Here is a 20,507-nt window from a genome sequence, read left to right on the forward strand (position 1 = left end):
TGAGATGCGCGCTGAAAGACGTTTCACCAGTTTCGGAGCCAGAATTGGGCGGGGCAGTTATCCTGCATCTGGGGTGAGTCCAGATAGCTTTCGGCGCCGGGAAATTTGCCCATGTGCTCCGGATTGAGGGTGAACCATAGTTGAGTCAGTACCACGCGCTTTGCGTGATCGGTTTCGCATCGAAGCTGAAGCGCCCTCGGCTGGGTTGCGCCGGTCGCCGAGCGGAAAAACGACAGCACCTCATCATGCCCCACCACCGTACCGGCGCGGGCTGCCAGAAATTCCATCATCGGCGAGCGGGAAAACCGCAGTTGAAGCGCGCTCGCCTTGGCAAAGAACACGCCCGGATCGTAACCGAAACAGGCCCCGTGCTTGACCCATTCATGGGTCAGCAGTGAAGGGTTGGTATGCGGCATGATCTCGCCGAGCGTGCGCAGCATGGCGTTATCAAGCACGGGTGGCGGTGCATCGGGGCCGAATAACCCGCAGCCTTCACGCCACCACCGCTCGACCGGCACATTCTGCGCCTCAAGCGAATGGGGTTCCGACGCCCAGAGCCCATGCAGACCGACGAGCGATTGATGCGGCTGATCGGCGGTGCAGCCTGACCCGACAGTGCAGAAACCGGGCTGCCAGGTGAGCGCCAGCGTGTTGTGGTCGAAATCACCATGCGCAAGCGGCACGAGCGCAGAGGGATGCGACACCGAGCCCGCGCATCCGGCGAGAAACAGAACCGAAAAAGCGACAAGCTTGCGTATCATGAACAGGCTCCCAGAAGACGTGCATGATGGGCGACATGATCGGCGATCACACTCTGGATGAACCAGTAGGAATGATCGTAGCCCTCATGATAGCGCAGCGTAAGCGGCTGACCTGCCCGGGCTGCAGCATTCTCGATCAGATCGGGGCGCAGTTCGCGCGCGAGGAACTGGTCTGCCGTGCCCTGGTCGATAAGAATTTCTCCCGGATGGCGCTTGCCTGACTCTATCAGTGAGACCGCGTCCCAGTCCTTCCAGCTTTCCCGGTTTTCCCCGAGATAGGCCGTAAAGGCCTTCTCGCCCCAAGGCACCGCAGCAGGATGCACGATCGGCGCGAGCGCGCTGACAGAGTGCCATAGCGAGGGGTCGCGCAGCCCGTGAACGAGGGCGCCGTGACCGCCCATCGAATGCCCCATGATGCCGAATGGCGCGCCATCCTGACCGAACTCTGTCCTTACAAGACGCGGCAACTCATCCGAGACATAGCTCCCCATGCGATAATGATTCGCCCAGGGTGACTGAGTCGCATCGAGGTAGAACCCCGCGCCTGTGCCGAGATCGTAGCCCTCCGCTTCGCCACTGACCCCTGCCCCTCTGGGCGACGTGTCGGGGGCGACGAGCATGATACCGCAGGCAGCGGCCTCGGCGATAATCGTGGATTTCTGCAAGAACGTCTCATGGGTGCAGGTCAGACCGGCCAGCAGAAACAGCACAGGCACCTTTTCTCCCCGCAAGGCCTGTGCGGGCTGGAACACCATGAACTGCGCATCGAGGCCAAGGCTGTTAGACCGATGCGACATCGCAACGACGGCGCCACCATGGCAAAGCTGGTGCGAGAGCGCCTCGACGCTCATGCGTCGAATTCCACGACCGAGCGGATCGACTTGCCCTGGCTCATCAGATCGAAGCCGTGATTGATCTCCGAGAGCTTCAGATGCTGCGTGATCAGGGAGTCGATATCGATCCGTCCTTCCATATACATATCCACGATCTTGGGCACATCGGTGCGCCCGCGCGCGCCACCGAAAGCCGAACCGATCCAGCGACGCCCCGTCACAAGCTGGAAAGGACGCGTGCTGATTTCCTGGCCCGCTCCAGCCACGCCGATCACGCAGGAAACACCCCAGCCACGATGCGCGCATTCGAGCGCCTGACGCATCAGCTTGACGTTACCAACGCATTCAAAAGTGTAATCCGCCCCGCCGCCAGTCAGCTCGACCAGATGCCCGACCAGATCGCCGTCTGGGCCGAGATCGGCAGGATTGACGAAATGGGTCATGCCAAACTGGCGGGCGATCCCGGCACGTTGCGGGTTGAGATCGACGCCGATGATCTGGCGCGCACCGACCATCTTGGCCCCCTGGATGACGTTGAGACCGATGCCACCTAGGCCGAAGACGACGACAGTAGAGTTGGCCTCGACCTTAGCCGTGAACAGCACCGCGCCGATACCCGTGGTCACGCCGCAACCGATATAACAGATCTTGTCCAGAGGCGCGTCGCTGCGCACCTTGGCGAGAGCAATCTCCGGCAGGACGGTGTAATTCGCGAAGGTCGAGCAGCCCATATAATGATGCACCGGCTTGCCACGATACGAGAAACGCGTCGTGCCATCGGGCATCAGCCCCTTGCCCTGAGTCGAGCGGATGGACGTGCAGAGATTGGTCTTACGCGACAGGCACGACGGACAGGAGCGGCATTCCGGTGTATAGAGCGGAATAACATGGTCGCCCGGTTTGAGAGACGTGACGCCTGCACCCACCTCGCGCACGATGCCCGCGCCCTCATGGCCCAGAATCGCCGGGAACAATCCCTCGGGGTCAGCACCAGACATGGTGAACTTGTCGGTGTGGCACAGCCCTGTGGCCTTGATTTCTACCAGAACCTCTCCCGCGCGCGGCCCCTCAAGCTGAACGGTGTCGATTTCGAGGGGGCGGCCAGGTTCGAGAGCCAAAGCAGCAATCACATCCATTGACGGGAACTCCAGTGAAAGAAGATGATTCACGATACGTCACAAAACGGTGACAGTTTTAACGAGTTTTATGCGCAGCGTCTTGGATAAGATGCCCCAGTTTCTGACCTAATAGACTGAGGACCGATATACCTTGATCGTCGACAAGAATTACGGCCTGTGGATTCTCCTGCGCGAGACCGCCCTGCCCCTTGGTATTCTCGCTCTCTGGGACCTCGTTGTCGTTATTCTCTATCAGGTGTTCCATCAGGAATGGATGGAACAACCAGCCTTGCCGATCTCATTGATGGGCTCTGCCCTCGCCCTGTTTCTCGGCGTGCGCAACAATGCAGCCTATGCACGCTGGTGGGAAGGTCGCTCGCTCTGGGGCCTGATTACGAACAACTCCCGCTCCTTCGCCCGTGAAGCTGCAACGCTTCTAGGCGGTCGCCCCGATCTGGCCAAGGCGATGGCCGCCTATCCCTACCTGCTGCGCACGGCGCTCTCGAATACCGAGCAAGGCCCTGACGCAAGGCGTCTGCTATCGCCGGACATGTATGAACGCGTGATGGCACGCACGAACAAGCCCAACGCCCTGCTTTATGAAATCGGCCTCGGTGTCGCCGAAGAGGTCGAGCGCAAGAAGATCGACGGTGCCGTGCATGGCACGATCGACCGCATTCTTTCAGACCTGGCCAATGCCCAGGGCGGCCTCGAGCGCATCAAGAACACGCCTTTGCCGGTGCAGTATTCCGTCCTGCCCCTGCTGGTGGTGCATGTATTTTGCATCGTTCTGCCATTTTCGGCAGTGCAGACACTCGGCTGGATCACCCCGCTAGGCTCCAGCCTTGTGGGCTTTCTCTTCCAGGCGCTCGACAAGAGCGGTCGCGACCTGCAGGAGCCATTCGTTCCCAGCAGACACGCCCTGCCCATGCTGACCATGGCCCGCACAATCGAGATCGACCTGCTTCAGCCCATTGGCGAACCGGTAGGCGGCCCGATCCCGCCGCAGGGCGGCGTGCAGCCCTAATGAGACCACGAGACAAGCTGAGGAATTTCTGATACAAGCTCTCGTTATGAGCACGTTCAAAACTCCTCCCAAGGGCGGCATGACAGACGCGATGGCGCGCACCGCCGCTGCGCTGACCGCAACTCAGGCTGACTCTCATGGCGGCGATGACGATCCCTTTCAGGAAGGGGATTCCATCGTCTACGCCGCACATGGTGTAGGCCGCGTGGACCGCATCGGCATTGACGAAATCGCGGGAACGAAGCTGGAAATCATTCAGATTTCCTTCCCCGGCAACCAGATGACGTTGCGTATTCCGCTTTCGAAGGCCCGCAAATCGGGCCTGCGCAAGATCGTGACGCGCGATATCGTCGAAAAGGCGATGTCGATCATCAAGGGCAAGCCCCATGTCAGCAAGGGCATGTGGGCCCGTCGCGCGGTGGCTTATCAGGAAAAGATCAACTCTGGCGATCTGATCCAGATTGCCGAAGTGCTGCGCGACCTGCGCCGCAATGTCGACAGTCTCGATGGCAGCTTCAGCGAGCGCAAGCTCTTCGAAGCCGCTCAGGAGCGCTTCGTCAGCGAAGTGGCGGTTCTCGAAAACAAGGACCCCACGGCCGTTCTTCAGGCCCTGACCGAGACCATGAAGGCCGCCTGATCCGTCAGGCATCCTTTTTCGTTCACCGGCGTTTCATCCTGCAATCTGATAGGGCAGCCCTTCACGGGCTGTCCCTTCCCTCGGAACAGGAGAGCGCCGCGTGACGGAACACACGACCAAACGGTTTGCAAACAAGAAAATCCTCATTACCGGAGCCTCACAGGGCATCGGCGAGGACGCAGCCCTGCATTTTGCTCGCGAAGGCGCTCAGGTCGCTATCAACGCGCGCAAGGCTGAAAAACTTCGCCCCCTTCTCGAGCGTCTCCCCAAGCCCGTCAGCGGTGAGCATCTCATCGTCGCCGGTGACATGGCCGTCGAGGAAGACGTCGATCGCGTGGTGAAAGAGACGATCGAAGGCTTCGGCGGTCTCGATGTTCTCATCTGCAATGCAGGCATGCAGATCGAATGCCCGTCTGAAGATATCGCCCTGAAAGATTTCAATGCGGTCATGGCGGTGAATGTCACGGGCGTTGTGCTCTGTGCGCGGGCAGCCCTCAAATACTGGCGAGCCAATGACCAGAAGGGCAATATTCTGGTCAATAGCTCGGTCCATCAGCAGGTGCCGAAACCGCATTATCTTGGCTATTCCGCCAGCAAGGGCGCGGTCGGCAACATCGTGCGCACCCTGGCGCTCGAATATGCCCGCTACGGTATCCGCGTAAACGCTGTCGCCCCTGGTGCCATCGTGACCCCCATCAACGATGCCTGGACCAAGGACCCGGAGAAATACGAGGCGACGGCAAAGCATATTCCGATGCGTCGCCCGGGCGAGTGTCGTGAAATCTCCGACGCAATGGCCTTTCTCGCATCCGAAGAATCGAGTTATATCACCGGACAGACCCTGTTCGTCGATGGCGGGCTCACGCTCTATGCCGATTTCGAACAGAACTGGTCTTCCTGAACCAACCGAGACCCGCGCCTATGCCCACCCCGCCCACCGTCCTCGTCGTCGAGGATGATTTTCTGATCAGGACATGTCTGATCGAATTTCTGGAAGACAGCGACGTGTCGGTTCTGGAGGCGGAAAACTGTGCAACGGCGCGCGGTTTCATTCATAGCGAACAACCTCTCGACCTCCTGATTATGGATATCTCACTTCCTGACGGAAGCGGTGCTGAGTTGGGTCAGGAGAGTCGGCAGATCCGCCCCGATCTGCCGATCATCTACACGACGGGCCACGGGATGAAGCTGGACGGCGCCTCACCGATCGACCGGGTCATGACGAAACCCTATCAGCTCGATGCCATTCTCACCGTTGTTCAAGAGCTGGTGCCGACGAGTTGAGTCATGAATATGGGCGTGGGCATAGGGCAGCAGACCGAACAGGCCAGCCTGAGCGAAGCCTTTCTCTCTGGCGACGCTGATCGCTGCGTCGAGATAGCGAGAACACTCGCTGTTGTTTCGGGCGTCGGGGCGCATCCTCTCGAAACGCTTCTGCCGATTGCGGAAGTGCACGATCGCCGTGCCGAACTGCTTGATCTAAGCGACCGTCTCGCCGAGGCCGCACCTCAGGATTGTCGCCTTCTTGAACTTGGCGCCACGCTTCTCATGCAGCTCGGCGATCTCGACAAGGCCGAAGGTCGCCTCAGGGACGCCCTCGAACGTAGACCGGGCCATCTGCCGGCCCTGAGCGTGTTATCCTGCACCCTCACCCAGGCGGGCCGCTTCGACGAAGCGCGCAACGTGCTGGAGCAGATGCTGGCGCTGGACCCGAGAGATCCGAGCACGCTCTCGAACATCGCTTATATCGTTGCCGCCGGTGGCGACCTTCATGGGGCCATCAACCTTTATCGTCAGGCCATACAACTCAAGCCTGATCATCCGCAGATGCGACTCAACTATTCCATTGCCCTGCTCAAGGCCGGCTATTTCCAGCAAGGCTGGTCCGAGCATGAATGGCGCTTTCGTCTGCCGGGTCATACCAGTCTGCCGATGGCCCAGCTTCTGCCCAATATTACCGACACACTCGATCTGCGCGGCAAGCATGTTCTGGTGACGCAGGAAGAGGGATACGGCGATACGTTCATGTATCTTCGTTTCCTCCCCCTGCTGGCTCAGAAAGGCGCCATCATCCGAGTCTGGGGCGCCGATATCATGGCCGATCTCTGTGCCCGCGTGCAGGGCGTTGCCAGTGTGCAATGCGGCGGCACGACACCTCACTACGACTATCATTGCCCGTTCATCAGCCTGCCAAGGGCATTCGTGGCCTCACCGCAGCTATTCGGCGCAGACCCACCCTATATCGCGGCCGACCCTGCGAAATCGGCGTATTTCGCAGGGAAACTTCTGGACGACCGCAATCTCAGGGTCGGACTTGTATGGTCCGGCGCACCGAGACGTGATCAGACAGAGCCTTTCATGCTCGATCAGCGCCGGTCCATGAAGCTCGAAACGTTACGCCCGCTTTTCGACCTGCCGAAAACAAGCTTTTACAGCCTTCAGAAAGGCATCGCCGCAAATCAGCTTGCCGAGTCTGAGACCCCGATCATCGATCTGATGCCCGAATGCCGGACGATGGACGACACAGCTGCCTTGATCGATAATCTGGATATAGTGGTTTCGGTCGATACATCCGTGGTGCACCTCGCCGGGGCCATGAACAAGCCTGTTCTTCTCATGGACAGGGTCAACCCTTGCTGGCGCTGGATGACCGACAGACAAGACAGTCCCTGGTATCCGTCCCTGCGCATTCTGCGCCAGACACGTGCATGGGACTGGGGGGACGTTGTCTCTTCAGTGCGCGATCTCCTCAACAACGAAGCGGAACGAAAAACGTCATGACGTCCAGCTACGAAACCGCAAGACAAAGGCTCGATGCGCTTCTCTCGCGTCCAGGCCGGGTCATTCTCGGTCTGGTCGGCGCTCCGGGCGGCGGCAAATCGACGCTTGCGGCGCAGCTTGCCGCAGATTACGCCGAGCTTGCCATCGTCGTCCCGATGGATGGTTTCCATCTGGCCAATTGCGAGCTGAAACGTCTCGACCGCGCCGGGCGCAAGGGTGCCCCCGACACCTTCGACGCCGCAGGATTCACATCGCTCCTCGACCGTATCCGCCATCAGGGCTCTGAAACCGTATATGCGCCGCTTTTCGCCCGTGAAATCGAAGAACCTATCGCCGGGGCGATACCCGTACTGCCCGACCGCAAGCTGGTGATCGTCGAAGGCAATTATCTGCTATGCGATGGCGCCTGGTCGGTCGTGCGCAGCTATCTTGATGAAAGCTGGTTTGTCGCCACTGACGAGGCAGTGCGCAATCAGTGGCTCGAAGCGCGTCATGTCCATTTTGGTCGCACGCCGGAAGAAGCGCGCCACTGGATTGCCGTAACCGACGCCCCTAACGCGCGGATCATTCTGGAAACACGGGACAAGGCAGATTGGCAATATGTGCCGGAACTCGAAACGCTCTGACGCTCCCGTACTCAGCCCCTCACCTTTCGACCCTCAGACAATCCAGAGCCGGAGAAAACAGGGGGCCTAACGCCCCCTTTTCGCTTCCTCTTTCAATAATCGAAACCGTAGCTGAGACCGATGCTCGATCCCGGATCGTTCTCCGGCGTGGTAAAGCCGGTCACCTGACCTCCTGTCCCAACGGTCGTATTCAGCTTCAGCCGCTTGGTCAGATCAACCTGCACCTGAGCCTGCGTACCTGAGCCGCCTGTTGCCTGTTTGGCGCCCACATAAACGCCTTTCATCACGTATTTTCCCGCTTCGAGACTCGCGCCACCATTATTGACGCCGCTGCCGCCACCGACCGCGAGTCGATCAAGGCCTAGAAGGCCGCGCACCTTGTTGAGCGGGTCGAAACTTGATCCACCCGTAATCTGGGCGACCGCTGCGGCGAGGCTGGCAAGCTGTGTCGGGGAGAGCGAGGCAGTCGAACTGCCGAATAGCAGCATCGACAGAACCTGATCTCGCGGCAGCGAGGGCTGCGACGTAAAGTCGATCTTCGGCGCGCTGGCATAGCCTCCGACAACGAGGCTTGCGAGCGTGCCCTGAACATTGCGATCGGCGCGGAAATCGAGCGACGGATCGAGCTTGTGATCGACGCCGGAGCCGTCGAAAGCGACGCGTCCCTTGGTAAAGTTCAGATTGACCCCGGCAAGGTTGAAAAAGCCGCGCTTGAGATCGAAGCCCCCCGAGATGTCGGGCGCCGTGCTAAGACCACCGACATGGAGCTTTCCCGACATCTCGGCGTCGAGGCCATGACCGCGCACGAAGAATTCGCCTGGGGAAATTACCCCGATATCGAGCCCGATCACGAGGGAACTGGTGCTGCTCTCCCTTTTCTCGCCCGGTCTGATAACCGTCAGTTGCGGTACCGAAGCCGGCATCGAACTTGGAATATTCACTACGACCGAAGGCAGACGAATGGTGCCATCGACATCGAGACGGGAGGAAAGCTGACCATGCGCACGCAGGTCGGTGTCTATCACGGCTGTCAGCAGATCGCTCGTGATTGGCTGCGCCTTGCGTGAAACAATCCTGATATCGAGGGGCAGACCGGGCCGCAAAAACCCGACCGAGCCAGTCAACCCAATCGTTCCCTTACCCGCATGAGCCAGCACGTTCTGCAAGGTCAGGCTGTCATCACTGGCGAGAATAACGCCATTGATGTCCGTCAGCCTTACCCCCTGCCCGTAATGGGCGAAATTGATCCCCTCGAGCGTGACGCGACCGTTCGCCTTGGGCGCCGTCGCAACGCCATTCAGAGTGAGGTCTATTGCCGTCTTGCCGCTCACTCCCATGCCCTGGGCACCAAGAACGGCATTAGCCACTGAGAGATCCAGAGCCCCATTGACGCGCAACCCGAGAGCACCGGAAGCAGAAAGCGGCACCGCGCCATTGGCGTGCAGGGTAATCTTGCTTCCGGCATCGGCCTGTGCGGTCAGCTGGGCCGTCTGGCCTGACAAAAGCGCATTGGCCTGAAGCGAGAGGGGCGGCAGCGACTCTCCTGGCCCGTTGCGCAGCCTGAAACCATGCAGATTGACCGAGACCGATCCGCCCGGACGCGCGATCTCTCCCGTCAGGTCGGCCTGGGCGGAGAGAACACCATTGGCGTCGAACCCGGAAACGAAAGGCCGTGCGAGCGCCGGTGTTACCTGGGCGAGACGCATATGCAGGTTGAGTTTGGGTTTGATCGCTCCGGACAGATCGAACGTGGCCGGCGAAACACCCTGAGGCGCAATGGCAAGCTGGAGGCGATCGACGCCCATGACCTCGCCGAAATCGACCTTAGTAGCGCCAGCAAGCCGAATGCTCTCGCCCTTGACCAAGGCTGCAAAGCGGTTGAGCCGCACACTCTTAGCGCTCAGATCGAGCAAGAGCGCCGTGTCGATAGAAGCCGGGGCCGCCATGACATTCTGAAATGCCCCGCTGAGCGACAGAGAAAGCGCATCGAGCGGCCCTTGTGCGGCAAGTTTCGCCGCGCCTTTGATGTTCTGCGCGTCGATGCCGGCGAGGGCGAGCCTGAGATTGAAATTCGGCTTGTCGACCGGATTATTGATCGTGCCAGAAAGGTCGATCGCGCCCAAACGGGCCTCGGGCGCACTGACACCGCCCTTGAGTGACAGGCTCACAACGGGAGGCACAGTTTCCGATGCCTCGCTCGTATGCACATCGAGCGCGATTTTGCCGCCAAGGCGATGACCCGCAAGCGCGCTGAAATCATTCAGATTTCCAGCCACAATCGCCATGGTTCCCAAGGGCACGCGTGCGGAAGGCGGCAGCACGAGATGCGCCTTGCCGGTCAGGCTCGCCCAGTCGAGCGCGTTCAGAACGAGTTCGGCCGAACCATCGCCATGACGGGCAAAGGCAGCGTCGAGGGCGAGTTTGCGCCCATCGAGCTTGCCGTCGGCGCGCAGCGTGCCTTCGGGCGTTGTCGGCAGATGCTGCAGATTCAGATCGAGCGTCAGCGGCCCGGCAGGCACCTCGCTGGCACCGATCTCACCCTTGACCTGCGCTCTCGCTGCAAGGTCCTGAAGGGGCCCTTCGGCGTGGGCAGACAAAGCGAGATGCCCATGAAGCTGAGGGGCCGCAGCCTTGAGATCGGGGAGGGCAAGAACGAGGTCGCTTACCACTGAGGGGGTGTGCCCCAGTGCCAGTGAGGCTTCGTCATGCAGATGCAGCGCCCGCCCGTCGATGGTCAGATCGCCGATCCTTACGATGCGTCCGGTCTTGCCCTCGGAAGACGCAGTGGCATCGAGCGCGATCGTGGCGTTATCACCGATCAGGGAGACAGCCTGTTTCATCCCGCCCGTAATCGACAGGCGGTCAAGCAATTTGACGCGCGACTCTCCCTTGGGCCGATAGGTGAAATCGGCATGGGTCACGTTGTGACCTGCAAGCGCGATCTTGCCGATGGCCGCCAACGGTTTGAGATCGGGCAGAACGAGATCGAGGGCGCCGCTTATATCCGGCTTGAGGCGGGCTGATGCCCCAAGCTGGAACAGATCATGCTTGACGGTCAGCGCTACGGGTTGCCCTACGGCATTTGGCTGCGCCGTCAGCCGTGCCTCTATCGGGCTCGTCGCCAGAAGCGCACTGGGCACACCCGGTACGCGCACCCCTTCAGCACGCAGGGTGAGCAGCAGATTATCGGCACGCACGCTCTTGCCCTCATCGCCCGAAAACCGGGCGGATAGACGAGTCACACCGGCACCGGCGGCAGCAAGAGAGTCGAGGTCGAGGGCGCCGCTGCCCGAAGGCGCCAGCAGATCGCCATGCAATTCGGCGGAAAGCGAAAACCCGTTCCATGCCACGCCAGCGAGCGGCGACATGGCAGGAGTCGACGCCTTGAGGTTCAGACTGCCCTGATGACGCAGCAGGTCGAGCGCTCCCTGAGCGTGAGCGCTCACAGCGCCCGCGTGCATGTCGAGCAGGAGATGATTGGCTTTTAGCGGGCCTGAGAGATCGAGTGTCAGGGTGAGCGGGTCGAGCGTGTCCGTACCCGCGAACTGGGTCACAAGGCCCTCTGCCCCGTCCTGTGCGGTCAGATGCAGATTGAGTGCGTCGTGCGGTGTTCCCAGCACGATGGCAATCGTAGCGGGACGATCGAGACGCTTGATGGTGAGCCCCAGATCGGCCTTGGGGAGATGCCCCAAATTCAGACCGTCGAGTATCGGCGCCAGATCGGCCAGAGCGAGATGACCCTGCGCAGAAGCGCTCAGCGGAAATCCGGCAAGGGATTTGCCCAGATCGATACGGGCAATATCGAGTTTTTTGAGGTCGATCTTGAGATGCAGGCTCGAGGGCGTGCTGGGCGCAGACGGTGACGTCGGAACCGACGGATCGCTGACCGGCAGCCGGTCGAAACGTAGCGCCTGTGCCTGAAGCAGCGAGGCCTTGACTGATTTATGCAAGAGCGCGAGCGGCGACCAGTTCAGACGCAGATCGTCAATGGCCAGATAAGGCCCGATATGGTCGTGAATCGTCAGGTGACGCAGGTGCAGCCGGTAGGGAAAAGCCCCGTCCAGCCCCTGTATTTGCACCATACCGCCCGTAAAACCTGCCGTCTCGCGCTCGATGAAACGCTGGCCGTACGGGATATTGGCAAAAATCAGAATGCCGACCAAAGCCAGCGTCACGAGTGCCACAGGCACGCCGATTATCAGCGCGACACACCAAAGCACGATACGCTTCCAGCGCGCTGGACGGGATTTCGGGTTGGGTCCAGGATCCGGCGACACGTCGCGTGATATCCGATCGGTTACAGGGCGACCGCTCATCAGAAAGTCTCCCCGAGACCGATATAAAGCTCCCATTTATCGCCATGAGGCGGCCTGTTAGCTGGTAAGGCAACGTCGAGGCGCACCGGGCCGATGGGAGTGTAATAGCGCACACCCGCGCCATAACCGACGCGCAGCTTGCCCTGGAAGGGACGGCTGCCAACACCCACTTGACCGGCATCGACAAACGCCGCCGCCCCGAAGCTCTTGAGGATGCGCTGACGGAATTCGACAGACCCCGCATCCAACGAAGTACCGCCGATGCCATATTTACCGTTCTGCGGCCCGACACCCTGGTAACGAAAGCCACGAACCGTAGCGGGGCCACCCGCATAAAGCCGCTGATCGGGCGGTATCTGATAGGTCGACGCCCCCTGTACCGAGCCTACGAGTCCACGCACAGCAATGACAGAACGCCCCGGCGCGCTCACGCCTATTCGATGCAGATCGAAATAGGTCGAGGCGCTGGCGCTCATGATCGTGAAAAACGCACTGCCGTTTTCGAGCGACTCAGACGGGGTGATATTGACCGTGGCGCGCATACCATGGGTTGCCGGATCGATCGGGTTCGACAACTCGGTACTGTCATAGACCGCACCGAGTGGAAGCTGAACGATCAGATAATTGGTCGAAACGCCGAACTGCTTGATGTTCTCCTGCTCGGCCACGAGGCTGCCATTGACACTCCAGCGCTTGTTGAGCCGTCTTATCAGCCCGCCGCGCAGAAGAATGGCCGTCTGATGATAGGAATAGAGCAACTGCCTGATCCCTTCGACGCGCAAACTCAGATTCTGGTCGCGTCGAAGAAAATCGGGCTTGAGAAAATCGGCATAGACATCATAGCCGAGCCCCTGCTGGGCAGAGCCACCAAGCCCGGTGACAAGCGCCGTCAATTTGAGCTGCTCCGCCGCGCCGAGCAGATTGCGATGGGTCCAGCTCGCTCCCAGACGGCCACCGAGATCGGTGGAGTAGCCCACCTGCCCGGAGACGGTATGTCGCTTGCCCTCCGCCAGCGCGAAACGCAGCGGCATGGCCTGTGTAACGCCTGGCGTGCCCTGGCCGTGCGCCAGCGCGACCAGCGGTGGTGCGTCATGCACCCCGACCGAGGAAAAGATCCCTACTCCCGCGAGGTCCTGACGCGCCTCTTCGATCTTGCTCGGCTGATAGAGCTGACCTTCGTGGATCAGAAGACGACGGCGCAGGAATTTTTCGCGTGTCCTTTCAAGTCCCGTGAAACTGACAGGCCCGATATCGACAACGGGCCCCACCCCCACAGCGAATTCAAGGTCGAGCGTATGCGTTGCGGGGCGCAGATACGCGACAGGGGTTGAGACATTGGCCTGGGCGTGGCCTCCTTCGAGCAGGGCGTGCAGGAGACCCGATTGAGCCGCGAGCACGTCCGAGGCCACTGCTTTCTGGCCCGTCTCCAGCCCAAACGCTTTACGCGCTGTCTCATCGAGAATCACCGGGCGCGGGGCTGCCGTAACCGGGGAGACGCCATGAGCGTTTTGCGCGCCTGACGCCGCTTTATTTTTAGCCGCGCCCTCTGTGACCGACTTGTCTGGCGCGCCCGAGGTAGTGGATGGCGTTTCGCCATTCAGCGGCCCGGCCACCAGCGTAACCTTGCCAATATGAAACTGCGGCCCGGTGATCGTTTTGATGGTGATACGCAGCTTTTTACTTCCCGAAGCCGGGCCACTCGTGACTGCGAGGCGGTCCGGCAGGGCCGGATCACGCCCGTCGATCTCCCGACCATCTGACAACCGTACTGTAATAACGACCTTGCCTGCGTAGAACCCCCGGCTTTCGAGCGCGGTTTGTACCCGGTCGTAATCGCCCCTTATGCGCCCGGCGAGCGCATAAGGATCGACTGCCCTCGTTTTTTGAAGCGACACCAGCGTAGAAGAAGCCTGTACCATCGGGTCGAGATCGGGATCGGATGAGGGCAGAATATCGACCTGATAGGCCTCATCATGCTCAGCCAGCTTCTGCGCTGCCTTACCGTCCGACTTGCTGGCGGCGGAGGCTTCGGAGAGTATCGGCGCACCGACAAGACACAGGGAGACCACGGCACCGGCCAGAAGAGCCGCTTTCAGTTGCGGGTTCTTCCGATCGGTACGGGAGAGGGGGAAAGGCGAAACGCGGCAAAACGACAGCAAAGGCACTCCTGCTGTTTGGTCGATCCTTGCAAGCAATGGCTGAAAAGCGTGTCCAGATCATGTCATGGCTGTGGCACCAAGAAAAGACGCGCGTGTATTCTTTTCCCCACCCCGACCGATTGAGGTGGAGTTTCGCACACTCTTAATCAAATCATCGCGCTATCGCGGTTGTCCGGGGTGGCGGTTTCGCGTTAGGTATGGGTCAATGACTGACGCGATTACGCGCCGCCGTCCCGCGAGTGACGCTTCCGGCCCCGAACCCTGGACCGCCCCGCTTGAGCCTGCTCTGGGGAACCGCTTTCTTTGTCGGCTTCGCGCGATCAGGCGTATGGGGCTCTCCTGCCTTTGGACCCTCGTCGCCAGCGTGCCCCAGCGCGCGCTGCTTCGCCGCAAAAGCGCGGCAAAGATCGTTTTCGCCCGCTTCTACTGGGCAACGATCTGCCGCATTCTCGGGCTTCGCGTTCGCGTGGTCGGCGAGGCCGCCGGAACGATACGCGACAGTATCGCTGTCAAGAACGGTGAGCGACCGATCATTTTCGTCGCAAATCATTCCTCATGGCTCGATATCGCCGTGGCAGGCGGCATTCTGCCCACCGTTTTCGTCGCAAAGCAGCAGATTGCCGACTGGCCTGTTATCGGCACCCTCGCCCGACTGGGCAGGACAATTTTCGTCAGCCGCCAGCGCAACAATACCGGGCGCGAGCTTCAGGCCATGACCGATCGCCTCAATAACGGCGATAACCTCATTCTCTTCCCCGAGGGCACGTCGACGGATGGCACGCATGTGCTGCCCTTCATGTCGTCCTTCTTTGCCATCGCCAAACCAAGTCGCGTCGATACATCACTGCCGACGCCGCCCTCCGTTCTGATCCAGCCTGTGTCGATCGTCTATGATCGCCTCGACGGACTCCCGATCGGACGCGCCAGACGCACGGCTCTGGCATGGTATGGGGATATGGAACTCGCGCCTCATATCTGGTCGGTCACACAGTGGCGCTCGCTTGGAGCCACTGTGATACTGCACCCGCCGGTAGACCCCGCCGATTTTCCAAGCCGCAAGGAACTCTCTTCAGCGGTGCAGGAAATCGTGGCTTTGGGTGTGGCACAGCTCCATCACAACCCCGATCAGCCCGAGGCGGTCAAGCTCTGAGCCGCTCGGACGCCTCGCGTGCTGAAGCCGGAGCTTCAACGGTCTTCTCAAATATTACCCATGCATTTATCGCGTCTTTCGGCTACAACGCCTGTGAGACCATCCATAAAAGGGCATACGAGACAAATCGGAGGAAACACCCCTGAGATTCAGGAATTTTCTCGACGTCCCGCCCCGCAGAACAGCGCCACTTGGCAAAAGGTAAGGACACGTGACCGTCGAGGCTTCCACCGACAGCAGTATCTCCGGCCAGAACGACATGACGGCCAACACGCGCGGCTTGCATGTCATCACCTGGGGCTGTCAGATGAACGTCTATGACAGCGCGCGCATGACCGATGTTCTGGCCCCGCTCGGCTATCGTGCCGTTACAACGCCCGAACAGGCCGAGATGGTCATTCTCAATACCTGCCATATCCGCGAGCGCGCCGCTGAAAAAGTGTTTTCTGAACTGGGCCGCCTGCGCAAGATCAGTGAAGAACGCGAGGCCTCCGGGCTGAGCCGGTCGATCATCGCTGTGGCAGGATGCGTTGCCCAGGCCGAAGGTGAAGAGATCCTCGCGCGTGCGCCCTATGTCGATATCGTTCTCGGCCCGCAGACCTATCATCGCCTGCCCGAGATGGTCGCCCGCGCAGCGCGCGCCGGCGGTGCCGTGATCGACACCGATTTCCCGATCGAGATGAAGTTCGACTTCCTCCCTCAGGAGGCCGCACCGCAGGTCGAGGGCAATCTCACCGCATTCCTCACCATTCAGGAAGGCTGCGACAAGTTCTGCTCCTTCTGCGTCGTGCCTTATACGCGAGGCGCCGAAACCAGCCGTTCGCTGCCTTCGGTTCTGGCCGAGGCGCAACGCATGGTCGAGAGCGGTGTGCGCGAAATCACGCTTCTGGGTCAGAACGTCAATGCCTATCACGGCGATGACGGTCAGGGCGGCGTTGCCGATTTGCCGAAGCTCGCCGCCGCCCTGGCCGCGTTGCCGGGGCTGGAACGCATCCGCTACATGACCTCGCATCCGCGCGACATGGACCAGACGCTGATCGATGCCCATCGCGATAACCCGGCCCTGATGCCCTTCCTGCATCTGCCGGTCCAGTCCGGGTCGGATCGCATTCTCAAAGCGATGAACCGTGGTCATACGGGCGATGAGTATCGCGCGCTGATCGCGCGGCTGCGTGAAGCCTGCCCCGATCTCGCCCTGTCTTCCGATTTCATCGTCGGTCACCCCGGCGAGACGGAAGAGGATTTCGAGGCGACCATGCAGCTCGTACGCGATATCGGCTTTGCGCAGGCTTTTTCGTTCAAATATTCCCCGCGTCCTGGCACACCCGCTGCCGGTCAGCCTTTCCAGATCGACGAAGCCGTCAAAGACGCTCGGCTTCAGCGTCTGCAGGCATTGCTGCGCGAGCAGCAGGACGCCTTCAACGCCGATATGGTCGGTCGCACCCTGCCCGTGCTGTTTACCGGGCGCGGTCGCAAACCAGGCCAGATCTCCGGGCGTTCACCCTATCTGCAACCGGTGCATGTCGATGGGCCCGATGACCTCATCGGGCAGACCGTGCCGGTTGTGATAACCCAGCGTCTTACCAATTCGCTGGCTGGTACACTCTTACGGGAGAGAGTCTGCGCTTGAGCCACCCCTCGGCACCCCAGTCGCATCCCGGACACGGGACCAATGACCGTCATTCCAGGCGACAGCTTCCGCCTGATATCCCCCCTCAGGAACAAGGCCATCGCACCTCGGCGCTGCGCTTTGGCGATAATATCCTGCTTCAGCAATTGCTGGGCGATCATGACCGGCATCTGATCCGCCTAGAGCAGGGCTTCGATGTCCGTCTGACCTGCCGTGGCAACAAGATTGCCATCACGGGCGAGGCCGCGTCTGTCGCGCGTGCCCAGGCGGCCATCACGGCGCTGTACAATCAGCTCGAGCATGGCGGCAAGATCGACGGGCCTGTGGTAGATAGTGTTATTCGCCTTTCGGCCCTGCCCCGTCCCTCGCGACAGCCAGAGCCCCGCGCTTCGCAGGCACGCCCTGCCGAACCAGCCAGACGCGACGCGGAAGCCACGGCCCCGTTTCAGGATTTGCCAGCCATACGGACCAAGCGCGGGGCGATCGCGCCTCGCTCGCGCGGTCAGGCAGCCTATATGGAGATGCTGGCCCGGACCGAACTGACTTTCGGTATCGGCCCGGCAGGCACGGGCAAGACCTATCTCGCCGTGGCGCAGGGTGTCGCCATGCTTCAGGCAGGTCAGGTGGATCGCATCATTCTTTCGCGCCCTGCTGTCGAGGCCGGTGAGCGTCTCGGCTTTCTGCCGGGCGATCTGCGCGAAAAGATCGATCCCTATCTGCGCCCTCTCTACGATGCGCTCAACGACATGCTGCCCGGCGACCAGGTCGCAAGGCGCATGGCCAATGGCGAAATCGAAGTGGCCCCCCTCGCCTTCATGCGTGGGCGCACACTCGCCCATGCCTTCGTCATTCTGGACGAAGCCCAGAACACCACCCCGGCCCAGATGAAAATGTTCCTAACCCGTATGGGACAGGGAGCGCGCATGGTCATCACGGGCGATCTCAGCCAGATCGATCTGCCTTCGGGTGTCGCGTCAGGGCTGCGTGAAGCTGTCGAGACCCTTGAAGGCCTGCCGGGAATTGGTATTACGCGTTTCGAGTCCGCCGATGTCGTGCGTCACCCGCTCGTGGGCCGCATCGTGGACGCTTATGATCAACGAGTGGCTGCGGCACGGGATTATTCCCGAGGCAGGTCGCGCCGGGAATACAATGGAACCTCGAAGTAGTCTTACCCCATCCGCCGAAGAGCCGTCCTCTATCACGAGGGCGGCCCTTCGCTCACGTCTCGATCTGATCGTGGCCGATCGCCGCTGGCGCGCCAGCGTGCCCAATCTGGAGGCGCTGGTTGCGCGCTGTCTGGAGGCAAGCTGGCCCTGGCTGGACCGTGATCGCATTCCAGCTTTTCTCCTGACGGGCGATCACGCCATCAAGGCGCTCAACGCCACGTTTCGCGACAAGAACAAGCCGACCAATGTCCTCACCTTTGAGGAGAACGGCGCGTTCGGCGATGGCGATATCGCCCTGGCCTATGAAACGGTTCATCGCGAGGCGCGGGCGAGCGGCAAGAAATTCCCTCATCATTTTGCGCATCTTGTCGTTCACGGGCTTCTGCATCTAGCCGGTCACGACCATCATCGCCCCGACGAGGCGCGGCTGATGGAGATGACCGAGTCCCGCATTCTCGCCCGTCTGGGGGTTCCCAACCCCTGGCGCCTGGGTGGAGGACGCGGCGCATGAGCGAGAGCGACGAGCACCGCCAGAGGCCCAATAAGGGGCTGTTCGGAATCTTCAACCGCAAGGGGCGCGAACAGGGGCTGAGACTCTCCATCGCCGCTCTAGTGGAAGAGGCGGCAACCCCCCATCCCGAGGGCGGAACCCGCCCCGAGCTTGACCGTCAGGAACGCGCGCTCATCACCAATGTGCTGCATCTGCGCGAGAAGACTGCCGATGACGTCATGGTGCCACGTGCCGATATCGTCTCGATGTCAGCCGATATCACGCTGGATGAGGCGCTCGATTTCATGCGTCGCGAAAACCACTCGCGCGTACCGGTCTATCGTGAGCATCTCGATAACGTCATCGGCATGATTCACGTCAAGGATCTGATCGCCTATATCGGCACATCCGAGGCTTTCGATATCGAGCCACTTCTGAGACAACCTCTCATGGTCGCCCCCCAGATCCCGGTTCTGGACCTGCTGCTTCAGATGCGTCAGCGCCGTACCCATCTGGCGCTGGTCATCGACGAATATGGCGGTGTGGATGGACTGGTGACGATCGAAGATCTGGTCGAGACTATCGTGGGCGACATCTCCGACGAGCATGACGAGCCTGTCTCGGCCATGATCGCGGAGCGCGCCGACGGGTCTTTCGATATCGATGCCCGCCTGCCTGTCGATGAGCTTGAGGGGTTCATGGGCCCCGTATTGACCGAATCAGAGCGTGAAGCAGAAATCGAGACTGTAGGCGGTCTCGTCTTTCGACTGGCAGGCCACGTCCCGATACGAGGCGAGGTTTTTACCCATGAGAGCGGTCTCGTCTTTCGCGTGACCGATGCCGATGCGCGTCATATTCGTGCCCTGCGCATGCGCGTGCCCTCAGACTGGGTGCGCAGCGATAACGGTCAGCCCGATCGGGAAACTGAAACCCGCTGATCGCGATCAGGCGTTTGCAGTGCCCTTCGCCACTTCCGCGCAAAAGCTGGCGCCTGCCTCCTGCCGGGCGCCAGCACTTGACGCCGACGCCCCTTCCGGTCTTCAAAACTTTGACATCATTCAACCGGAGTGTTTTCCATGTCCGTTTACAGGCGCAGTTTCCTGGCAGCGATCCCTGCCCTCGCCCTCATGTCGAAGGCGCGCGCCGAAGACGCCCCGAGCCATGATGTACGTCTGACTCCGCGCACGCTGGGCAATCCCAAGGCGCCGGTCACGGTCAATGAGTGGTTTTCGCTGACCTGCACCCATTGCGCGCATTTCGAAATGACGGTGTTTCAGGAGGTCAAGACCAAGCTCATCGATACGGGCAAGGTCTTCTATGTCTATCACGATTTCCCGCTCGACCAGATCGCTCTTCTCGGCGCCATGGTCGCACGTTCGTTGCCGGTCGAACGTTATGTGCCCTTCGTCAACTCGATGCTCTCGACGCAGGACCGCTGGGCCTTCGCCCGTGACATCGACCCGAAAAAGCAGATCCAGCAGATGGCAGCCCTGGCTGGCATCTCCGCCGATCAGTTCAGAAAGATCGATGGTGACGATGCGCTCCGCCAGGCCCTTGTTGCCCAGCAGGATGCCGATCAGGCCAAATACAATATCGGCGGCACGCCTTTCTTCATGTTCAACGACAAGCCGTATAATCAGGAACTCCTGACCTTTGAGGCTTTCGAATCCGAAGTCAGGAAGGCTGGCGGCTGACACCGCATTGGGCTAAATGCGCGGACGGATCGGGCCTCAAAAACCTAGTCCGTTGCCGCATCGCGCCTCTTTCGGCATATTTCGGTCGATTGGAAAGACGCCAAGAATAGGACCCCGCT

Annotated in this window: 17 protein-coding genes; 12 read left to right on the forward strand and 5 right to left on the reverse strand. The window is 60.7% G+C overall.

Going from position 1 to position 20,507, the window contains the following annotated elements; all coding sequences use genetic code 11:
* Window positions 1–23 precede the first annotated feature (23 nt).
* The 3 genes from ABHV46_RS02440 to ABHV46_RS02450 are packed head-to-tail and all read right to left on the reverse strand — an operon-like array spanning window position 24 to window position 2,730.
* Window positions 24–761: a ribonuclease T2 family protein gene (locus ABHV46_RS02440; protein ID WP_438382562.1), complete on the reverse strand. Its 738-nt coding sequence runs from the start codon at window positions 759–761 to the stop codon at window positions 24–26.
* Window positions 758–1,612 (reverse strand): S-formylglutathione hydrolase, encoded by an 855-nt coding sequence (gene fghA, locus ABHV46_RS02445; RefSeq protein WP_438382563.1) that lies wholly within the window; start codon window positions 1,610–1,612, stop codon window positions 758–760. Before fghA ends, ABHV46_RS02440 begins: the two co-directional genes overlap by 4 nt.
* On the reverse strand, window positions 1,609–2,730 hold the full coding sequence (locus ABHV46_RS02450; RefSeq protein WP_438382564.1) for an S-(hydroxymethyl)glutathione dehydrogenase/class III alcohol dehydrogenase: 1,122 nt from the start codon (window positions 2,728–2,730) through the stop codon (window positions 1,609–1,611). Before ABHV46_RS02450 ends, fghA begins: the two co-directional genes overlap by 4 nt.
* A gap of 133 nt (window positions 2,731–2,863) precedes the next feature.
* Between ABHV46_RS02450 and ABHV46_RS02455 the strand changes: the two genes are divergently transcribed.
* From ABHV46_RS02455 to ABHV46_RS02480, 6 genes are all read left to right on the forward strand, one after another.
* On the forward strand, window positions 2,864–3,739 hold the full coding sequence (locus ABHV46_RS02455) for a bestrophin family protein (protein ID WP_336945224.1): 876 nt from the start codon (window positions 2,864–2,866) through the stop codon (window positions 3,737–3,739).
* Between the two features lie 46 nt (window positions 3,740–3,785).
* Window positions 3,786–4,376 carry a CarD family transcriptional regulator gene (locus ABHV46_RS02460; RefSeq protein ID WP_025841867.1) on the forward strand — a complete coding sequence of 197 codons (591 nt, stop codon included), beginning with the start codon at window positions 3,786–3,788 and terminating at the stop codon, window positions 4,374–4,376.
* Window positions 4,377–4,476: 100 nt separating this feature from the next.
* Window positions 4,477–5,277 carry a glucose 1-dehydrogenase gene (locus ABHV46_RS02465; protein ID WP_438382565.1) on the forward strand — a complete coding sequence of 267 codons (801 nt, stop codon included), beginning with the start codon at window positions 4,477–4,479 and terminating at the stop codon, window positions 5,275–5,277.
* A gap of 20 nt (window positions 5,278–5,297) precedes the next feature.
* Window positions 5,298–5,660, forward strand: coding sequence for a response regulator (locus ABHV46_RS02470; RefSeq protein ID WP_336945222.1), 363 nt, complete (start codon window positions 5,298–5,300; stop codon window positions 5,658–5,660).
* 3 nt (window positions 5,661–5,663) lie between these two features.
* Window positions 5,664–7,157: a tetratricopeptide repeat protein gene (locus ABHV46_RS02475; RefSeq protein ID WP_438382566.1), complete on the forward strand. Its 1,494-nt coding sequence runs from the start codon at window positions 5,664–5,666 to the stop codon at window positions 7,155–7,157.
* Window positions 7,154–7,783: a nucleoside/nucleotide kinase family protein gene (locus ABHV46_RS02480; RefSeq protein WP_438382567.1), complete on the forward strand. Its 630-nt coding sequence runs from the start codon at window positions 7,154–7,156 to the stop codon at window positions 7,781–7,783. The genes ABHV46_RS02475 and ABHV46_RS02480 overlap by 4 nt, the downstream gene beginning before the upstream one ends.
* Window positions 7,784–7,875: 92 nt before the next feature.
* Here ABHV46_RS02480 and ABHV46_RS02485 read toward each other — a convergent pair whose 3' ends face one another.
* Together ABHV46_RS02485 and ABHV46_RS02490 are read right to left on the reverse strand one after the other, a co-directional pair.
* Window positions 7,876–12,099 (reverse strand): translocation/assembly module TamB domain-containing protein, encoded by a 4,224-nt coding sequence (locus tag ABHV46_RS02485; RefSeq protein ID WP_438382568.1) that lies wholly within the window; start codon window positions 12,097–12,099, stop codon window positions 7,876–7,878.
* The gene (locus ABHV46_RS02490; RefSeq protein WP_438384175.1) at window positions 12,099–14,018 is read right to left on the reverse strand and encodes an autotransporter assembly complex protein TamA; all 1,920 of its coding nucleotides are present in this window, start codon (window positions 14,016–14,018) and stop codon (window positions 12,099–12,101) included. Before ABHV46_RS02490 ends, ABHV46_RS02485 begins: the two co-directional genes overlap by 1 nt.
* Window positions 14,019–14,463: 445 nt before the next feature.
* On the opposite strand from ABHV46_RS02490, the gene ABHV46_RS02495 reads away from it, so the two are divergent.
* The 6 genes from ABHV46_RS02495 to ABHV46_RS02520 all read left to right on the forward strand — a co-directional run bounded on the left by ABHV46_RS02495 (window position 14,464) and on the right by ABHV46_RS02520 (window position 20,388).
* On the forward strand, window positions 14,464–15,408 hold the full coding sequence (locus ABHV46_RS02495) for a lysophospholipid acyltransferase family protein (RefSeq protein ID WP_438382569.1): 945 nt from the start codon (window positions 14,464–14,466) through the stop codon (window positions 15,406–15,408).
* Between the two features lie 259 nt (window positions 15,409–15,667).
* Window positions 15,668–17,038, forward strand: a complete 1,371-nt coding sequence (gene miaB / locus ABHV46_RS02500; RefSeq protein WP_438384176.1) for a tRNA (N6-isopentenyl adenosine(37)-C2)-methylthiotransferase MiaB — start codon at window positions 15,668–15,670, stop codon at window positions 17,036–17,038.
* Between the two features lie 77 nt (window positions 17,039–17,115).
* On the forward strand, window positions 17,116–18,204 hold the full coding sequence (locus ABHV46_RS02505; RefSeq protein WP_438384178.1) for a PhoH family protein: 1,089 nt from the start codon (window positions 17,116–17,118) through the stop codon (window positions 18,202–18,204).
* A 70-nt stretch (window positions 18,205–18,274) separates the two neighbouring features.
* Window positions 18,275–18,715 carry an rRNA maturation RNase YbeY gene (ybeY, locus tag ABHV46_RS02510; RefSeq protein WP_438382570.1) on the forward strand — a complete coding sequence of 147 codons (441 nt, stop codon included), beginning with the start codon at window positions 18,275–18,277 and terminating at the stop codon, window positions 18,713–18,715.
* A complete protein-coding gene (locus ABHV46_RS02515; RefSeq protein ID WP_438382571.1) occupies window positions 18,712–19,632 on the forward strand; it encodes a hemolysin family protein in 921 nt (306 codons plus the stop codon). Before ybeY ends, ABHV46_RS02515 begins: the two co-directional genes overlap by 4 nt.
* A gap of 138 nt (window positions 19,633–19,770) precedes the next feature.
* Entirely contained in the window at window positions 19,771–20,388 is a 618-nt protein-coding gene (locus ABHV46_RS02520; RefSeq protein WP_438382572.1) for a thioredoxin domain-containing protein, read from the forward strand.
* Window positions 20,389–20,507: the final 119 nt, after the last annotated feature.

It is taken from the genome of Asaia sp. BMEF1 (genome assembly GCF_051628905.1).
GTDB lineage: Bacteria > Pseudomonadota > Alphaproteobacteria > Acetobacterales > Acetobacteraceae > Asaia.